We start from the raw sequence: 14,581 nt of genomic DNA on the forward strand, positions 1-14,581 counted from the left end.
GGCGATTAGTATAAATGTATATTAATAAGGAGTATTAAAATGATACATAAGCGTATGAAAACAATTACAGCTTTAACTCTGTCTTTAATAAGTACAGTAGCTTTTGCTGATTGTAAATTAGAAGATGTTACCTCAGGTTGGACAGGAAAAATCACTTTCAAATGTGATAAAGATACCAATTTAGAAACTAACCCTATTAGCTTTAAATTAAGTGATGGTAAAGTAGGTAGTGTTTGGGGTATAGGAAACCATACTCTAACAGAAGCAGGTAGTGGTACAGTCTCAATCACATCAAAACAATGGAGTGGTCAACCTACTATAGCAAAAGCTGGCCAACCTATTAGCTTCAGTTTCTCCCCTAGTAAACCTGTATTTGATGTTATAAATTTCCATGTTGGTAATGGAGGACCTGTTGATCCTGTTGAGCCTACTGACCCTGTTGAACCTACTGACCCTGTTGAACCTACTGATCCAGTCGAACCTACAGACCCAGTTGAGCCTACTGACCCAAGTGGTGATTATCAAGCATATAGTGCTGGCACACAGTATAAAAGTGGAGATGTAGTATCTTCAAATGGCAAACTATACCAATGTAAATCTGGAGTAGGTGCTTGGTGCTCTAGTTCAGCAGCATGGGCTTATGCACCAGGCTCTGGAACAGCTTGGGAAACTGCTTGGGAAATATACAACCCTACAGATCCTGTTGATCCTGTTGATCCAGTCGACCCAGTTGATCCTACTGACCCTACGGATCCTGTTGATCCAACTCCAACTCCTGGAGATACATATACAACTACTCAAGCAGATTTAGATGCTAAAGAAGAAGAGTTAACTAGTGGACCTGTTATGAGCGAAGTTAAAAAATCTATCGTAACAAGAGATAATAAAGTTGTAGAAGCTGTTTCAGCTAATAACCCTAATAACCCTGAGAACGTAAAACGTGTTGAAAGTATAATCTCTGAAGCTGACTGGGATTATATGTTCCCGAAAAGATCTCCTGAGTATACTTATGAGAACTTCTTAAAAGCTGTTGCAAAATTCCCAGCATTCTGTGGTACATATACTGATGGTAGAGATTCTGATGCAATTTGTCGTAAGTCACTAGCTACTATGTTTGCTCATTTCACACAAGAGACAGGTGGACATACTGCTCACTGGGATGTACCTGAGTGGCGCCAAGGACTAGTTCATGTTCGTGAAATGGGCTGGGATGAGACTATGCGTGGCGGCTATAATGGTGAGTGTAATCCTGATGTATGGCAAGGACAGACATGGCCTTGCGGCACTTTTGAAAATGGTGATTATAAATCTTACTTTGGTCGTGGTGCTAAACAGCTAAGCTACAACTATAATTATGGTCCATTCTCTCAAGCGATATATGGAGATGTGAGAACATTACTAGATAAACCTGAACTAGTAGCTGACACATGGTTGAATTTAGCTTCGGCTGTATTCTTCTTTGTTTACCCTCAACCACCAAAACCATCTATGCTTCATGTAATAGATGGTACATGGCAGCCAAACGAGCGTGATATTAGTAATGGCCTAACTCCAGGATTCGGTGTAACTACCCAAATCATTAATGGTGGTGTTGAGTGTGGTGGAAGTGTTGAAGTAGCTCAATCTAAAAACCGCATTGACTATTATGACAATTTCGCTAAACAACTTGGCGTAAATATACCAAATGATGAGGTTCTAGGATGTAAAGGTATGAAACAGTTTGATGCTGAAGGTGCTGGTGCTACTAAGATCTATTGGGAACAAGACTTCAGTTACAATGCTAACAACCCTGACGGTAAGTCATATGCTTGTAAACTTGTAGGATACCAAACTCCGTATTCAGCATTTACTCCAGGTGACTATACTAAGTGTGTAAAGGCTCACTTCCCTGATATAGTTATTAAAAAATAACCAATCTTAAGTCCTCATTTCTTTAGAATTTTTATTCACTTTAAATTCTATAAAAATCCATACTCTTAATTACAAGTATGCCCTATCTATTTTTTTATGTATTATTCAAGCATTTTTTACTATCGTATGGCTTAAAAGTAATAGTTATAAAGTAACTAAGCTTTCATCTTTAAAATAGATTCCCCAATCAAAATAAATACTGAATAATTTGATTTAGCATTGCAAAATAATGCATATTTGTCGATTAGATAGATAATGTAATGGTTTTTATATCTGAACAGGCTTAAATCTTTTATTGATTCGGCTCAAATAAGCTTTCTCTAGGATTATTTAATGATTAGGTAAACTTCTCTGCTAACTTCTAAGCTGAGCTAGACTTATTATTTGCTTTTAAGAAATATTTCTATTTTGATTGTATATTGATCTAGCCATATCTTGCTTCTTCTGTTGTCCCCTAATCCCCTGATCTCTACCATAACCTTGCTGGCTTTGAGAAACTCCTCTGTTTTGATCATATATTGATCTACCTATATTTTGTTGTTTCCGTTGGCCTCCAAATTCAGACGTACTTATATTATTTCCCTGACCTCTACCATATTGCTGTCTTTGAGAAATACCTCTATTTTCATCATATACTGATCTATTCGAGTTTTGTTGCTTTTGTTGATCTCCAAAATATGTCGTTTTTATATTATTTCCTTGCTGATTTTGTGAAATACTCTCTCTATTTTGATCGTATATTGACCTACCTATATTTTGCTGCTTGTGTTGACCTCCAAATTCAGTAGTACTTATATTATTTCCTTGACCTCTACCATAACCTTGTTGGCTTTGAGAAACACCTCTATTTTGATCATATATTGACCTACCTATATTTTGCTGCTTGTGTTGTCCAAAGCCTTGTTGCATAGAATCCCCACCACTAAAATTTGATTGCGAACTAGTAGATCCCGCTGTTTTCAGCTCTTTTTCTAATGCTGCATAGTCAGTTGCTAAAGACATTGTAGGTAGTCCAAAAACTAGCACTGTTAGTATAAGTTTTGATTTTTTCATATTTCATTCCTACAAAAGTACAATATTAACCATTGTATTGGTTATAAATATACTTTGCAAAAAAGATTTACTCGAGAAATATATAAATCTTAACCTATTCTATTATGACTTATTATTTTAATAACGTTTTAATATCAATTATTTTTAGTAGAACTATTAAAAATGGTGGAATAGCCATCAATACTCCGAAAATAACCTGATTATTTAAATTCACATAGGAAACAATAGATGATGCTAGTGTGGTAACAATTATCTGTATAAAACCAAATATAGCTGATGCTACACCAACCTCTGTATGAACATCTTTATATGCGCATACATAAGTAGCTGTATACTGAAAAACATTACCACAAAAAGCTAATGCACATAATACAACTATTACTAAAGGATCTACTCCAAAGACAAAATATGATAACGCTAATACTAAACCACTAAATGTTGAAAAACATCCACAATAAAGTATCACTTTATTCATATCTAATTTACTTATTATATTTTTAAAAATAATAAGAAATATTGCTGAAGGAATAATTACTACTGCTGATAGAAATGAAAATTCAACTGCTGAAAAATTTAAACGCACTTGAAAGAAAAATGGTGAAAGTGTTGCAAATACAAAAACTAGAGATAACGCCAAACCACTACAAATAGCATTTAAAATGAATGTTTTATTTGACAAAATTCTCTTATACGACTCTAAAAGCTTATATTTACTCTTTGGAATAGCTTCCAAATGCAAATATTTTATAATCAAAAATATAATAGTAATTGCCATTAATGAATGCAATGCAAAATTACCACGCCACCCAATATATTCCTGAATAAAGCCCCCTGTTATTGGAGCTAACGGTGGAGTCAAAGATACAATACTCGTAATCACAAGGCTTGCTTTAGCTAACGACTGACTATCACTAAACACATCTTTCATAATAGCTCTAAAAGATACAAATGAGCTTCCCATCCCTACACCTTGTAAAAAGCGAAAAAATAGTAATTGATTCTCACTTTGTGCCAACATACATAAGATACTTGCTAAACAAAAAATCACATAGCCTACTAAAAGTGCTGGCTTACGGCCATATTTATCAGAAAGATAGCCAAACCCAAGCATAGAGCATGTCATTCCCAAGAAATATATCCCAACGGTAAGCTTAACATCTCTAGCTATTGCACCAAAATAGCTTGCAATATGTGGTAGAGATGGAGTAAAACTATCTGTAGCAAATTGAGACATAAGCCCAAAAAAACAAATTATAAGGATAACAGTTTTATCAGAAGATATCTTTCTGAATGGGCTACTTGTCATATACAACCCCTACAAAGTTATATTAAATTACAAAACTTTTATTACCTAATTGATTGTGATTATTAAAATACTGTTTGAATAAATTTTTATATTTAACTAACTCATCATAATTTAGTAAAAATACACCATCGCCACCATCACTAAAACTTAACCATGTAAAAGGAATATCAGGACACATTTCCATTAAAGCATATTGGCTATTACCAACTTCTACAATCAATACACCATTTTCCGTCATATACTGATCTGCTTCTAATATTATTTTCTTGGCAAGATCTAAACCATCGTCACCAGCCTCAAGAGCTAGTTTTGGCTCATAATGATATTCTTTAGGCATACTATCTAAGTCTTCTTTATCTACATAAGGAGGGTTTGACACGATAACATCAAATTTTTGCCCCTTTAAATTACTAAATAAGTCTGACTTTACAGCTTTAACTCTATCTGTGAGCTGATGTTTTCTTATATTATGGTTCGCTATAGCTAAAGCATCATCAGAGATATCAACTAAAGTAATATCTGCCTCTTCAAAAACAGTTGCTGAGGCAATACCTATACAACCACTTCCAGTACACAAATCTAAAACATTTTTTACACCATCAATATCACTAACCCATGGAGCAAAATCATTACGTATAAGCTCAGCAATAGGAGATCTAGGTATAATTACTCTTTCATCAATATCAAACTCCATACCAGCAAACCATGCTTTCTTAAGAATATACGGTAACGGTTTACGCTGACATGCTCTTTGATAAACATATTCTATTATCTGCTGTTTTTCTTGAGTCAAAAGTCTAGAGGAAACCATATTACTATCTATATCATGAGATACATTAATAGCGCTAAGTACAAGGTGCACAGACTCATCCCATATAGACTCTGAACCATGACCAAAATAAGCATTATTTACTGTCATCTCCGAGATTGTCCAACGGATATAGTCTCTTATTGTATGTAAATTATCTATAATATCTTGTTGTTTTTCTTGACTATACATTTACTAACCTTTTTTCCATGTAGTGCCAGTTGCACTATCTTCTAATATTATTCCTTGTGCTTGAAGCTGATTTCTAATTTCATCAGCCCTTGCATAATTTTTATCCTTTTTTGCCTCGGCTCTTTCTGTGATTAATTTCTCAACTTCGCCAGCATCGACATCATCATCTTGTTTGAAATACTCTTCTATATCTGTAAATAAGATACCTAGAACATCACAAAGCTTACGCAAAAGATATGCATACCCACTAGCTTTGTACTTATTTGTAGTTTTAAGTGTGTTTATTTCTTTAGCTAGGCTAAATAAAACAGCTAATGCTTCTGGAGTATTAAAGTCATTATCCATAGCTTTGATAAACTTCTCTTCATACTGACTAGCATCATCGGGAAGATTTACTTCAATAGGTTCAACATCTCTTAAAGCATTAAATAACCTCTCGATAGATGCCCTTGCGTTATCAAGATTTTCTTCCGAGTAATTAATCTCACTTCTATAAACTGTAGAAGCTAAGAAATATCTAACAACCTCAGGATGATACTCATCTAACACATCAACTATTGTAAAGAAATTATTTAAAGATTTAGACATTTTTTCAGCATTAACTTTCACCATACCTGAGTGCAACCAGTAATTAGCAAAAGTACAACCATTACAAGCTTCAGATTGGGCTATTTCATTTTCATGATGAGGAAATCTAAGATCAGAACCGCCAGCATGGATATCAAAAGTCTCGCCTAGAAGTTTTTTTGACATTGCAGAACACTCAATATGCCAACCAGGACGACCAGCACCCCATGGCGAATCCCATGCAGGCTCACCTTGTTTTGCCATTTTCCAAAGTACAAAATCCATAGGGTTTTCTTTCTCATCAACAACATCAACTCTTGAGCCTTGTTGTAATGCTTCAAGATTCTGCTTACTTAACTTACCATAATCAGCAAACTTAGTTACACGATAAAACACATCACCATTCGTTCCTTGATACGCATAGCCTTTAGCTACTAAAGTTTGTATCATATCGATCATTTCAGCGATAGTTTCTGTAGCTCTTGGTTCTTTTGTTGGCTCAAGGATATTTAGCCTTGCAAACACATCATGCATTGCTTTAATATTTCTATCAACTAATTCAGTAGTAGATTCGTTATTCTCATTTGCTCTTTTGATAATTTTATCATCAATATCTGTGATATTTCTTACCAACGTAACATCAAAGCCACGATATTTAAAATATCTATTAATAACATCAAAAGCTATATAAGTTCTTGCATGACCTATGTGACAATCATCGTAAACTGTTACACCACATGCATACATTTTAATCTTGTTAGCCTCAATTGGCTTAAATTCTTCTTTTTTTCCAGATAAGGAATTATAAAAAATCATAAAATAAATAGCCTAGTTTTCATATATTTACATATTATAGATTATCAGTATAACTAATATTATTTTTTTTGAACTTTTAATGCTCAAAGCTTTTATATACTACATTAAGGTGTGAACCAATTCCATCTAACTTTGCCATCTCTTGACAGCCATTTGTATAATTTGCACATCCTGTATCTAAATATATTCTAAGAGCATTATTACAGTTGCCATCAATACTGCACTGTAAACCGTCTTTCATCGCATAAATTTTGCCATCTCCATCACGATTTATCTGAAAACTTGATCCTGATGAAGTGGATACAGAACTTATTAAAGATCTTGATGAAATATCTTCAACATATATTTTCTTATCTGTAACAATAAATAATGCGCCAAACTTCACAATAAGTTTCTGTATAACTTCGCCTGGAAAGTCTTGTGATGAAACTAAAGTTGGGGCTGATACGCCCTGGCTATAAAGGTATATATAAAGATGATCATTATTAAAATAGATTATATAAAATTGAGATGTATTTTTCTTTACTAAAATAGGATCATCAAGTACATCTGCTGCTAAAGTAGCTTTAGTTGAGTCAGTACCATCTCCAAAAAGATGACCACCTCCTAAATTAAAGTCCAAGACATTTCTTTGTTCAAAAATTAAAGGAGCCCCTGGGTTTAATGTAAACAAACTATCTGGGATAGATATATGAATATCAGAACTATCAAAATCATCACTACCAACTGTATATTTATCTGTTGTAACAGCTGTATAAACTTTACTAGAGCTATCGTATGTAGTGTTATATGCATCTAATTCATAATTACCATCTCTAAGAAATTTCTCTAAGATCAAAAGCTTAGGTAGCTCTTGAGCACTATCGTAATACCATTTAACCAGTTCTATATCACCATCAGCAAATTCTAAACCTTGAACTTCCACCCAGTTAGATAAATCTACTCTAGCTTGTGATGGATTTGTACGAAGGTTAGATAACGTTGTCGACGATGTATATGCTCTATCAAAATCATATATCACTAAGTGAAAAATCCATTCGCCACCAACAAGGCTCCAGCCTATACTAAGCCTATAATCACTTAGAGATAAAACTAATGGAAAACCAATATCTAAATCATTACCATAAGCATTAATGACTAATGTTTCACTTGGATTATCATGACATGGACCTCTATAATCGCCATGGTCTTTATGAGCACCCCAACTTGCTCCAGCTAGGCTCATAGTTTTTTCACTAGGCTGACCTGGATTATGACATATTAGTATATGATGTTCATGCATTGCCTCGCAGCTACCGCTCTCATCTGAGTTTCCATTTCCATTTCCATTTCCATTTCCATTTCCATTTCCATTTCCATTTCCATTTCCATTTCCATTTCCATTTCCATTTCCATTTCCATTTCCATTTCCATTTCCATTTCCATTTATATTTATATTACATTCAACCTCTACATCTGAGCCTGGCTCACTATCAAATAGAGGCTTCTCAATATAGCCTATATATCCTCCATATATAGCTATTTTATTATCTTGAAACCCTAGTTTATAATTTTTTAAAGCATTGCTCATAGCATCAGTATTGATATATGGAAGATTTAGTGGAATTGTAGTTTCTTCATATTGTGTCATTGTTATATTTGGTAAAATATTAAAAATAAAATTTCGCGAATATCTATGAATATTTTCATCAAAAAATTGATGCGTTAAATTATAACTAATTATCGATGGTGTCGAGTTATATAGCATTATGTTAGCATTCTCGAAATTAAATCCTGGAGTGATGCTGTTAACTTGCGTGAGAAATTTAAATTCATCAATAGTTGCTTCAGAGTCTGCTGATAAGTCTGCTGAACCTATAATATTCTTAAAATACCCCTCATGAACATTTATATTTTCTGTTTCATCTATTTGAGTTTTTATAGAAAGAGAGCTAATGTTAAAGGTATATGCCAAAGCAGATATTACAACCATTACAACAAAGGCAAATATAATTACCGCTAAAAGTGAAGATCCTCTTATATTTTTAAATCTCATATAAAACCTATAAATTAACCACCTTACTAAAATTCCTACCATCGACACTAAACGATACTTTAATTGCTGAATATCCTATAGTATCTATAGCAGTATCTGTGGAAATACTATTCCAAATAACATTACCATTACTTATTGTTGCATATTCAACTTGCATATCTTGTACTCCTCGTACTAATTCATAAGATTTACCAGTTGATGAATTTCCTTTTATATATACATATAATGAATATATATTTTGACCATCATCATTTTTTTGACCAGTATCTCTTATATAAAGTATTTCTAAAGAATACTTACCAACATAATCACCAGGATAGTAGTCTGTACTTTGAGGAGCTCGAGATAAGCCTACTATATTTGTACTAGTATTTATACTAGATGCCTTAACTAGATTGATACTATTTTTATTACACAAAAGTAAGTAATCCCCAACACTAATATCACTTATTGAATTAACACTAAGTTTCGTATCTAAGGCATTTATTGCGTTAAGCTCTGTATGGCTTTCTTCTTTTTTAACCATAATATAGTCAGTACCAGCCTGAAAACATTCACCACTACAATCTTTTTCCAAAGCTCCTGAAAAGCTTGATCCACTTGGAAAAGGAAGTTGGCCTATCGTAATCGCTGAATTACTTGTAAAATAGTTATCTAGTGAATCTGCCGTACTGTCATAATAGTCTTGGTTAAAGTATCCAAACTTACAGGCAAAACCAACATCTTTAACAAAATCATAGATAATACTTTTTACTAATAATTCTTTTACCTCGACCTCAGTTTTATCCTTATGTGAATTATATTCGTTCTTTACTGTAATATAAGAAGATATTAGAGCAGCAACAACTATCATTGATATAGCTGTAGAGATTAAAAGACCAATTAAGGTAAAACCTCTAGACATACTTTTTTTAAACTCTAATCTCATCTAAACCTCTTTTATTATATCTTATACATTACACCATGCGGGTAAAAGTTCTGCCTCAAAATTATAAGCTGTACAGTGCCATACTACTCCAGAAGGTGTAATATCTGCATTAGTACTAGGACCAATTACTACATATGGACCACTCTTATCAAAAGGAGGATTATCCAGTGGTTGTGTTGTATTAATCTGAGTGTTACTTAAGTTTAATAATACTCCTGTACTACTTGAATGCTTCTGCGTGCTAGTAGATAGTAAGCTATCTCTAGCAGAATCTATCTGCGTAATTATCGAAGGATCATCTATTACGGTAGCTTCGGCATTTATGTATATTTCATTAGCCTTTTGCATATATGGTCCTAACTCTTGGTTAATTACATCAGCAACTGGGTTACTTGCATAGACTCTTTTTGTAACAGTTAGCGACATATCAGGATTAGTAGCAACAAATTCCAATATACTCGCACCAGGACTTAGTGATTTCAAAAAAGTAATATTCCCTAGAGAGCTATCATCAAAAGCCCCCGTCAACATAAAGTCATTAACTCTATCATCTAGCTCATCAGCTAACTCAACTTTATTCTCTATTAAAACTGCTTTAGAGATTATATTGCCTATAGTATAAAAAACCGCAAAAAATAAGAACATAGCTAAAGCAGATGATATTAACACCTCCAGTATTGTAAATCCTTTATTTTTTATACTCTTCATGTACTAATTAACCTAACAAACTTATAATTTGTGTATATAAATTTTATCATATAACACATCTGAGCTTTTTTATTTAAGCGATTTTGACTCAATAAATAAATACTTTTGAGTAATCTTAAAAAAACTATTACTTCTATATTAAGAATAATTTAAAAATACTTTCTGTTAGGTTTTTTTGTTAAATATAGCATGTGTGCACCTATCTTTTCCATTTAGATCTTTAACTGTTTCAACCATAATAAATTGATTAGATTTGAACATACCTGCTACATCATCTGCCTGATTAAATCCATGCTCAATATATATGCGAGCATTTTTATTTAGATATTGATGAGACTGCGAAATTATAACTTTGATATCTGCCAAACCATTATCTTGAGAAAATAACGCACTCTGAGGCTCATGCTTTTTCACTTCTTGGGTAATATCATCATCACAAAAATCGATATAAGGAGGATTAGAAACTATAATATCAAACTTCTTATTATCTAGATTTTGATACCAATCACTTTGGATAAACTCAACATTTGATACTTTATTTTCTTTAGCATTTTTTTTAGCTACATCTAAAGCTTTATGAGAAAAATCAACTGCTATAATATAGCTATTTGGTAACTCAGATGCTAACGCCAAAGCTATAGCTCCTGTTCCAGTTCCTAAATCCAGTATATCTAGCTTGGCATTTTTATTTGATATATTAATTAAAATCGCTTCAACTAGAGTTTCAGTATCTGCACGTGGAATAAGAGTATCTTGTGTTACAAAAAGTTTTTGATCCCAAAAATATTTATAACCCAAAATATAAGCTAGTGGCTCTCCATCAAAATATCGATAAATTTTTGTATTTATTTTTTCAACAACACCTTCATCTAAAACTTTATCCGAATTTAGATATAAATAAGTTCTATCAACATCTAAGATATCACAAACAATTGTTTGAATATCATTTTTTAATATAGCTAATTCATCAATCATCATATAGTCATTCCCATGCAAATGGGAATCTCTAGGATTATCAGCAAGATTAGAAAGATACCCGCCTTCGCGAGTATGACAGCTATATGTTCTATAATTCTCGACTACTGAAAAAATAAAAGATGAAATTGTATAATTACTCATCTGACATTGTTGCTAAAAGATCTGCTTGGTATTCTAGAACTAAAGGCTGAATAACACTATCTAAACTACCTTCCATTACTTCATCAAGCTTGTAAAGCGTTAAATTTATACGATGATCAGTAACCCTACCTTGTGGATAATTGTATGTTCTAATTCTCTCAGATCTATCACCACTACCAACTAAGCTTTTACGTGTATCAGACTGCTCTTTTTGTTGTTTATCTATCTCAGCCTGAAGTAATCTTGATTTTAACATTGACATTGCCGCAGCACGGTTTTTATGTTGAGACCTTTGATCCTGACACTCTACAACAACGCCTGTTGGGATATGCGTAACTCTGATTGCTGAGTCAGTTTTGTTAACATGCTGACCACCGGCACCAGATGCTCTAAAAGTATCAACCTTTAGATCTGCTGGATTTATATCAATTCCCTCTACTTCATCAACCTCTGGCATAACCGCAACTGTACAAGCAGACGTATGTACTCTACCTTGAGATTCTGTCGCTGGCACACGTTGCACTCTATGAGCTCCAGATTCAAATTTTAACTGTGAGTATGCCCCTTCACCATTAATTTTTGAAATGATTTCCTTGTAGCCACCATGCTCACCTTCACTTGCTGAAATTACTTCAACTTTCCAGCCTCTTTGCTCAGCATACTTAGAATACATCTTAAATAAATCACCAGAAAATATTGAAGCCTCATCGCCACCAGTCCCAGCCCTAATCTCTAAGAAGACATTCGCATCATCATTAGGATCACGAGGTAAAAGAAGGATTTGTAGTTCTGCTTCAAGACTCTCTATAGTTTCATTTGCTAATTTAAGTTCTTCTTTTGCCATCTCAACTAGCTCAGCATCTTTCTCATTTAGCATTTCTTGAGCAGCTTCTTTATCTTCTTGGGCTTGAGAATAATCTTTAAATGCTTTTACTATCGGCTCAAGCTGAGAATATTCTCTCGATAAATCCCTAAACTTATTTTGATCTGAAATAATATCAGCATCACTTAATAAGGCACTTACTTCCTCATGCCTTTCAATCAAACTTTGTAATTTTGCTTTAATTGAATCTTTCATTTACTTTTCCACATTTAAACCAAACATACGTTTCATACATACAAGGCAATCATTTCTTCCTTGCTTAGAAGCTTCTTTCATACCCATTACAGGATAATGTAAAACTTTCTTTTTAATTTCATAGGCAAATCTTTTCATTATCTCTTCAGCATCTTTGCCATTTCTAATCTTTGCTAAACTTTTCTCCAAAGACAAGTCAACAAGACCATCAGCCTTATCAAAGAGCTCTTTAATCGCACTATTTGATATAATCGCTTTTTCTTTTTCTAAATATTCCTCTAGTGATTTAACAATAATCTTTTGTGCTCTAGAGCTTTCATGTTTTCTTTTATCTTTATTATCAGCTATCACCGCATTAATATCATCAACACAGTAATAAACATTTTCACCTATCTCACCTAACTTAGGATCTAGTGCTTGCGGTATTGAGATATCTATAAAAATTCTAGGTTTAGTATCAACATCATTTACTGAGATTATATAATCTTGCGCATTTACAGCTGTAATTATAATATCAGCTCTTTCAACTAATTCTTCTAAATCTGTCAAAGGATGTGAACTTGCGTTTCTAAAAGCTGAAGTAATCTTTTCTGCTTTCTCGATAGTTCTATTGGCTAACATGATTTGTTTTGGTGCTAAAGCTGTAACATGTCTAAATAGTAACTCGCCTGTTTGACCTGCACCAATAATAAGTACATTTTTAGTTGAGATATTGTCTAATTGTTTTTTAGCCAAAGTAATTGCTGAAAAAGCAACCGAAACTGGACAATGTCCTATTCTTGTCTCACTGCGTACTTTTTTTGCAGTAGCAAAAACTTTCTGGAAAACCCTGTCTAACTCTTTACCTAAGGCATGGTTTTTCTTACTTAAGGTATATGAATCTTTAACTTGTCCTAATATCTGCGGCTCGCCTAAAACCATAGATTCTAAGCCACATGCAAGCTTCATAAGGTGCATTATCACCTCAGTACCTTGTCTTAGTTTGAAATAATCTTTTATCTTATATTCAGGATTTCTAACATACCCTTGCCACCACAGCAAAACATCATCAACTACTCTTAGATCTGATATTTCTAGATATATTTCTGTACGGTTACAAGTCGATAAAATAACTGCGTGTGTGACATTATCTATAGCAAGTATAGATCTATACAACATAGATACATCTAACCCAGATAGTGCAAACTCACTACGGATCTCTATCGGAGACTTCTTATAATCAATTGCTAAAGATATTAATGCCATATTAAAAATAAAAACGTATTACAATAATTTAACTTAGAAAAACAAAAATATATTTTACCATAAAGTATTAGACATTACATTCTAATCTGATTAATAAACTTACAACGTTTACTACTTTTATGTTAAGATGTTGTAAAATTTATTGAAAAAATAAAACATAAATATGAGTATTAAAGGCTTAACAAAAAAACAAAACCAAGCACTATATACAATAGTTGGTATAATTATTGTTGCAATTATATGCGTAATAATATTTCAGTTTTATAATTCAAATAACCATAAAAGAATTTTGGAAGCCTCTAATGCATATCAAAAGGCTTTAATTGCTAGTAAAAATTCAGATACCTCGTCAAATACAAAGATATATAAATTCACATCAGTTGTAGATAAATACCCAAACACTAGCTTTGGTATATTTGCTAGTTGGCAATTAGCCGACTTGTATATAACTCCAACAAAGTTAGATACTAGTAACTTCAGTATGAATATCGCAAACTTACCAAAAGCGATAAAAGTACTGCAACAGAGTATCAAAGGTAATCCTGATGATAGCTTGACTAACGTTACTAAAACTAGACTTGCTAGGCTTTATATTGCATCAAATCAACCTGACCAGGCAATTAAAACTTTACAAAGTTTAGGATCATTAGGAGATAAAGCCTATCCTCTAATGCTACTAGGGCAAGCTTACCATCAAAAAAATGATAAGACTAAAGCTTTAGATGCTTGGCATAAAGCCCTACAAGATCCTGATAGCTCAGCTGAGTTTAAACAAGTAATTACCCAACTAATAAATAACTACTAAATTAGAAACA

Annotated in this window: 12 protein-coding genes; 2 read left to right on the plus strand and 10 right to left on the minus strand. The window is 33.1% G+C overall.

From position 1 onward, the window contains the following. The first annotated feature begins 39 nt into the window (after positions 1-39). Positions 40-1,911 carry a chitinase gene (locus F7310_RS08860; RefSeq protein WP_236939865.1) on the plus strand — a complete coding sequence of 624 codons (1,872 nt, stop codon included), beginning with the start codon at positions 40-42 and terminating at the stop codon, positions 1,909-1,911. A gap of 390 nt (positions 1,912-2,301) precedes the next feature. Here the strand turns inward: F7310_RS08860 and F7310_RS08865 are convergent, their stop codons facing one another. The 10 genes from F7310_RS08865 to F7310_RS08910 form a co-directional block, all read right to left on the minus strand. After that, positions 2,302-2,964 (minus strand): hypothetical protein, encoded by a 663-nt coding sequence (locus F7310_RS08865; protein ID WP_072713233.1) that lies wholly within the window; start codon positions 2,962-2,964, stop codon positions 2,302-2,304. Positions 2,965-3,076: 112 nt separating this feature from the next. Beyond that, a complete protein-coding gene (locus tag F7310_RS08870) occupies positions 3,077-4,270 on the minus strand; it encodes an MFS transporter (RefSeq protein WP_072713234.1) in 1,194 nt (397 codons plus the stop codon). 22 nt (positions 4,271-4,292) lie between these two features. Then, on the minus strand, positions 4,293-5,270 hold the full coding sequence (prmB, locus tag F7310_RS08875) for a 50S ribosomal protein L3 N(5)-glutamine methyltransferase (protein WP_072713235.1): 978 nt from the start codon (positions 5,268-5,270) through the stop codon (positions 4,293-4,295). A gap of 3 nt (positions 5,271-5,273) precedes the next feature. Continuing rightward, positions 5,274-6,653 carry a cysteine--tRNA ligase gene (gene cysS, locus F7310_RS08880; RefSeq protein WP_072713236.1) on the minus strand — a complete coding sequence of 460 codons (1,380 nt, stop codon included), beginning with the start codon at positions 6,651-6,653 and terminating at the stop codon, positions 5,274-5,276. A 76-nt stretch (positions 6,654-6,729) separates the two neighbouring features. Then, positions 6,730-8,688: a hypothetical protein gene (locus F7310_RS10725; protein WP_236939866.1), complete on the minus strand. Its 1,959-nt coding sequence runs from the start codon at positions 8,686-8,688 to the stop codon at positions 6,730-6,732. Between the two features lie 7 nt (positions 8,689-8,695). Beyond that, a complete protein-coding gene (locus F7310_RS08890) occupies positions 8,696-9,616 on the minus strand; it encodes a prepilin-type N-terminal cleavage/methylation domain-containing protein (RefSeq protein ID WP_072713238.1) in 921 nt (306 codons plus the stop codon). Between the two features lie 21 nt (positions 9,617-9,637). Further along, complete coding sequence (locus F7310_RS10730) at positions 9,638-10,324, minus strand: type II secretion system protein (protein ID WP_236939867.1); 687 nt, start codon at positions 10,322-10,324, stop codon at positions 9,638-9,640. 165 nt (positions 10,325-10,489) lie between these two features. Next, positions 10,490-11,302: a peptide chain release factor N(5)-glutamine methyltransferase gene (gene prmC / locus F7310_RS08900; RefSeq protein ID WP_072713573.1), complete on the minus strand. Its 813-nt coding sequence runs from the start codon at positions 11,300-11,302 to the stop codon at positions 10,490-10,492. A 133-nt stretch (positions 11,303-11,435) separates the two neighbouring features. Continuing rightward, positions 11,436-12,521 (minus strand): peptide chain release factor 1, encoded by a 1,086-nt coding sequence (prfA, locus tag F7310_RS08905; RefSeq protein ID WP_072713239.1) that lies wholly within the window; start codon positions 12,519-12,521, stop codon positions 11,436-11,438. After that, positions 12,522-13,766, minus strand: a complete 1,245-nt coding sequence (locus F7310_RS08910; RefSeq protein WP_072713240.1) for a glutamyl-tRNA reductase — start codon at positions 13,764-13,766, stop codon at positions 12,522-12,524. Between the two features lie 169 nt (positions 13,767-13,935). On the opposite strand from F7310_RS08910, the gene F7310_RS08915 reads away from it, so the two are divergent. Continuing rightward, positions 13,936-14,571, plus strand: a complete 636-nt coding sequence (locus F7310_RS08915) for a YfgM family protein (RefSeq protein ID WP_072713574.1) — start codon at positions 13,936-13,938, stop codon at positions 14,569-14,571. Positions 14,572-14,581: the final 10 nt, after the last annotated feature.

The organism is Francisella uliginis (assembly GCF_001895265.1).
Lineage (GTDB): Bacteria > Pseudomonadota > Gammaproteobacteria > Francisellales > Francisellaceae > Francisella > Francisella uliginis.

Excerpts from the sequence above, each read along its gene's own strand:
- F7310_RS08860 (WP_236939865.1), top strand. The coding sequence starts at position 40 with ATGATACATAAGCGTATGAAAACAATTACAGCTTTAACTCTGTCTTTA.
- F7310_RS08865 (WP_072713233.1), bottom strand. The coding sequence starts at position 2,964 with ATGAAAAAATCAAAACTTATACTAACAGTGCTAGTTTTTGGACTACCT.
- F7310_RS08870 (WP_072713234.1), bottom strand. The coding sequence starts at position 4,270 with ATGACAAGTAGCCCATTCAGAAAGATATCTTCTGATAAAACTGTTATC.
- prmB (WP_072713235.1), bottom strand. The coding sequence starts at position 5,270 with ATGTATAGTCAAGAAAAACAACAAGATATTATAGATAATTTACATACA.
- cysS (WP_072713236.1), bottom strand. The coding sequence starts at position 6,653 with ATGATTTTTTATAATTCCTTATCTGGAAAAAAAGAAGAATTTAAGCCA.
- F7310_RS10725 (WP_236939866.1), bottom strand. The coding sequence starts at position 8,688 with ATGAGATTTAAAAATATAAGAGGATCTTCACTTTTAGCGGTAATTATA.
- F7310_RS08890 (WP_072713238.1), bottom strand. The coding sequence starts at position 9,616 with ATGAGATTAGAGTTTAAAAAAAGTATGTCTAGAGGTTTTACCTTAATT.
- F7310_RS10730 (WP_236939867.1), bottom strand. The coding sequence starts at position 10,324 with ATGAAGAGTATAAAAAATAAAGGATTTACAATACTGGAGGTGTTAATA.
- prmC (WP_072713573.1), bottom strand. The coding sequence starts at position 11,302 with ATGATGATTGATGAATTAGCTATATTAAAAAATGATATTCAAACAATT.
- prfA (WP_072713239.1), bottom strand. The coding sequence starts at position 12,521 with ATGAAAGATTCAATTAAAGCAAAATTACAAAGTTTGATTGAAAGGCAT.
- F7310_RS08910 (WP_072713240.1), bottom strand. The coding sequence starts at position 13,766 with ATGGCATTAATATCTTTAGCAATTGATTATAAGAAGTCTCCGATAGAG.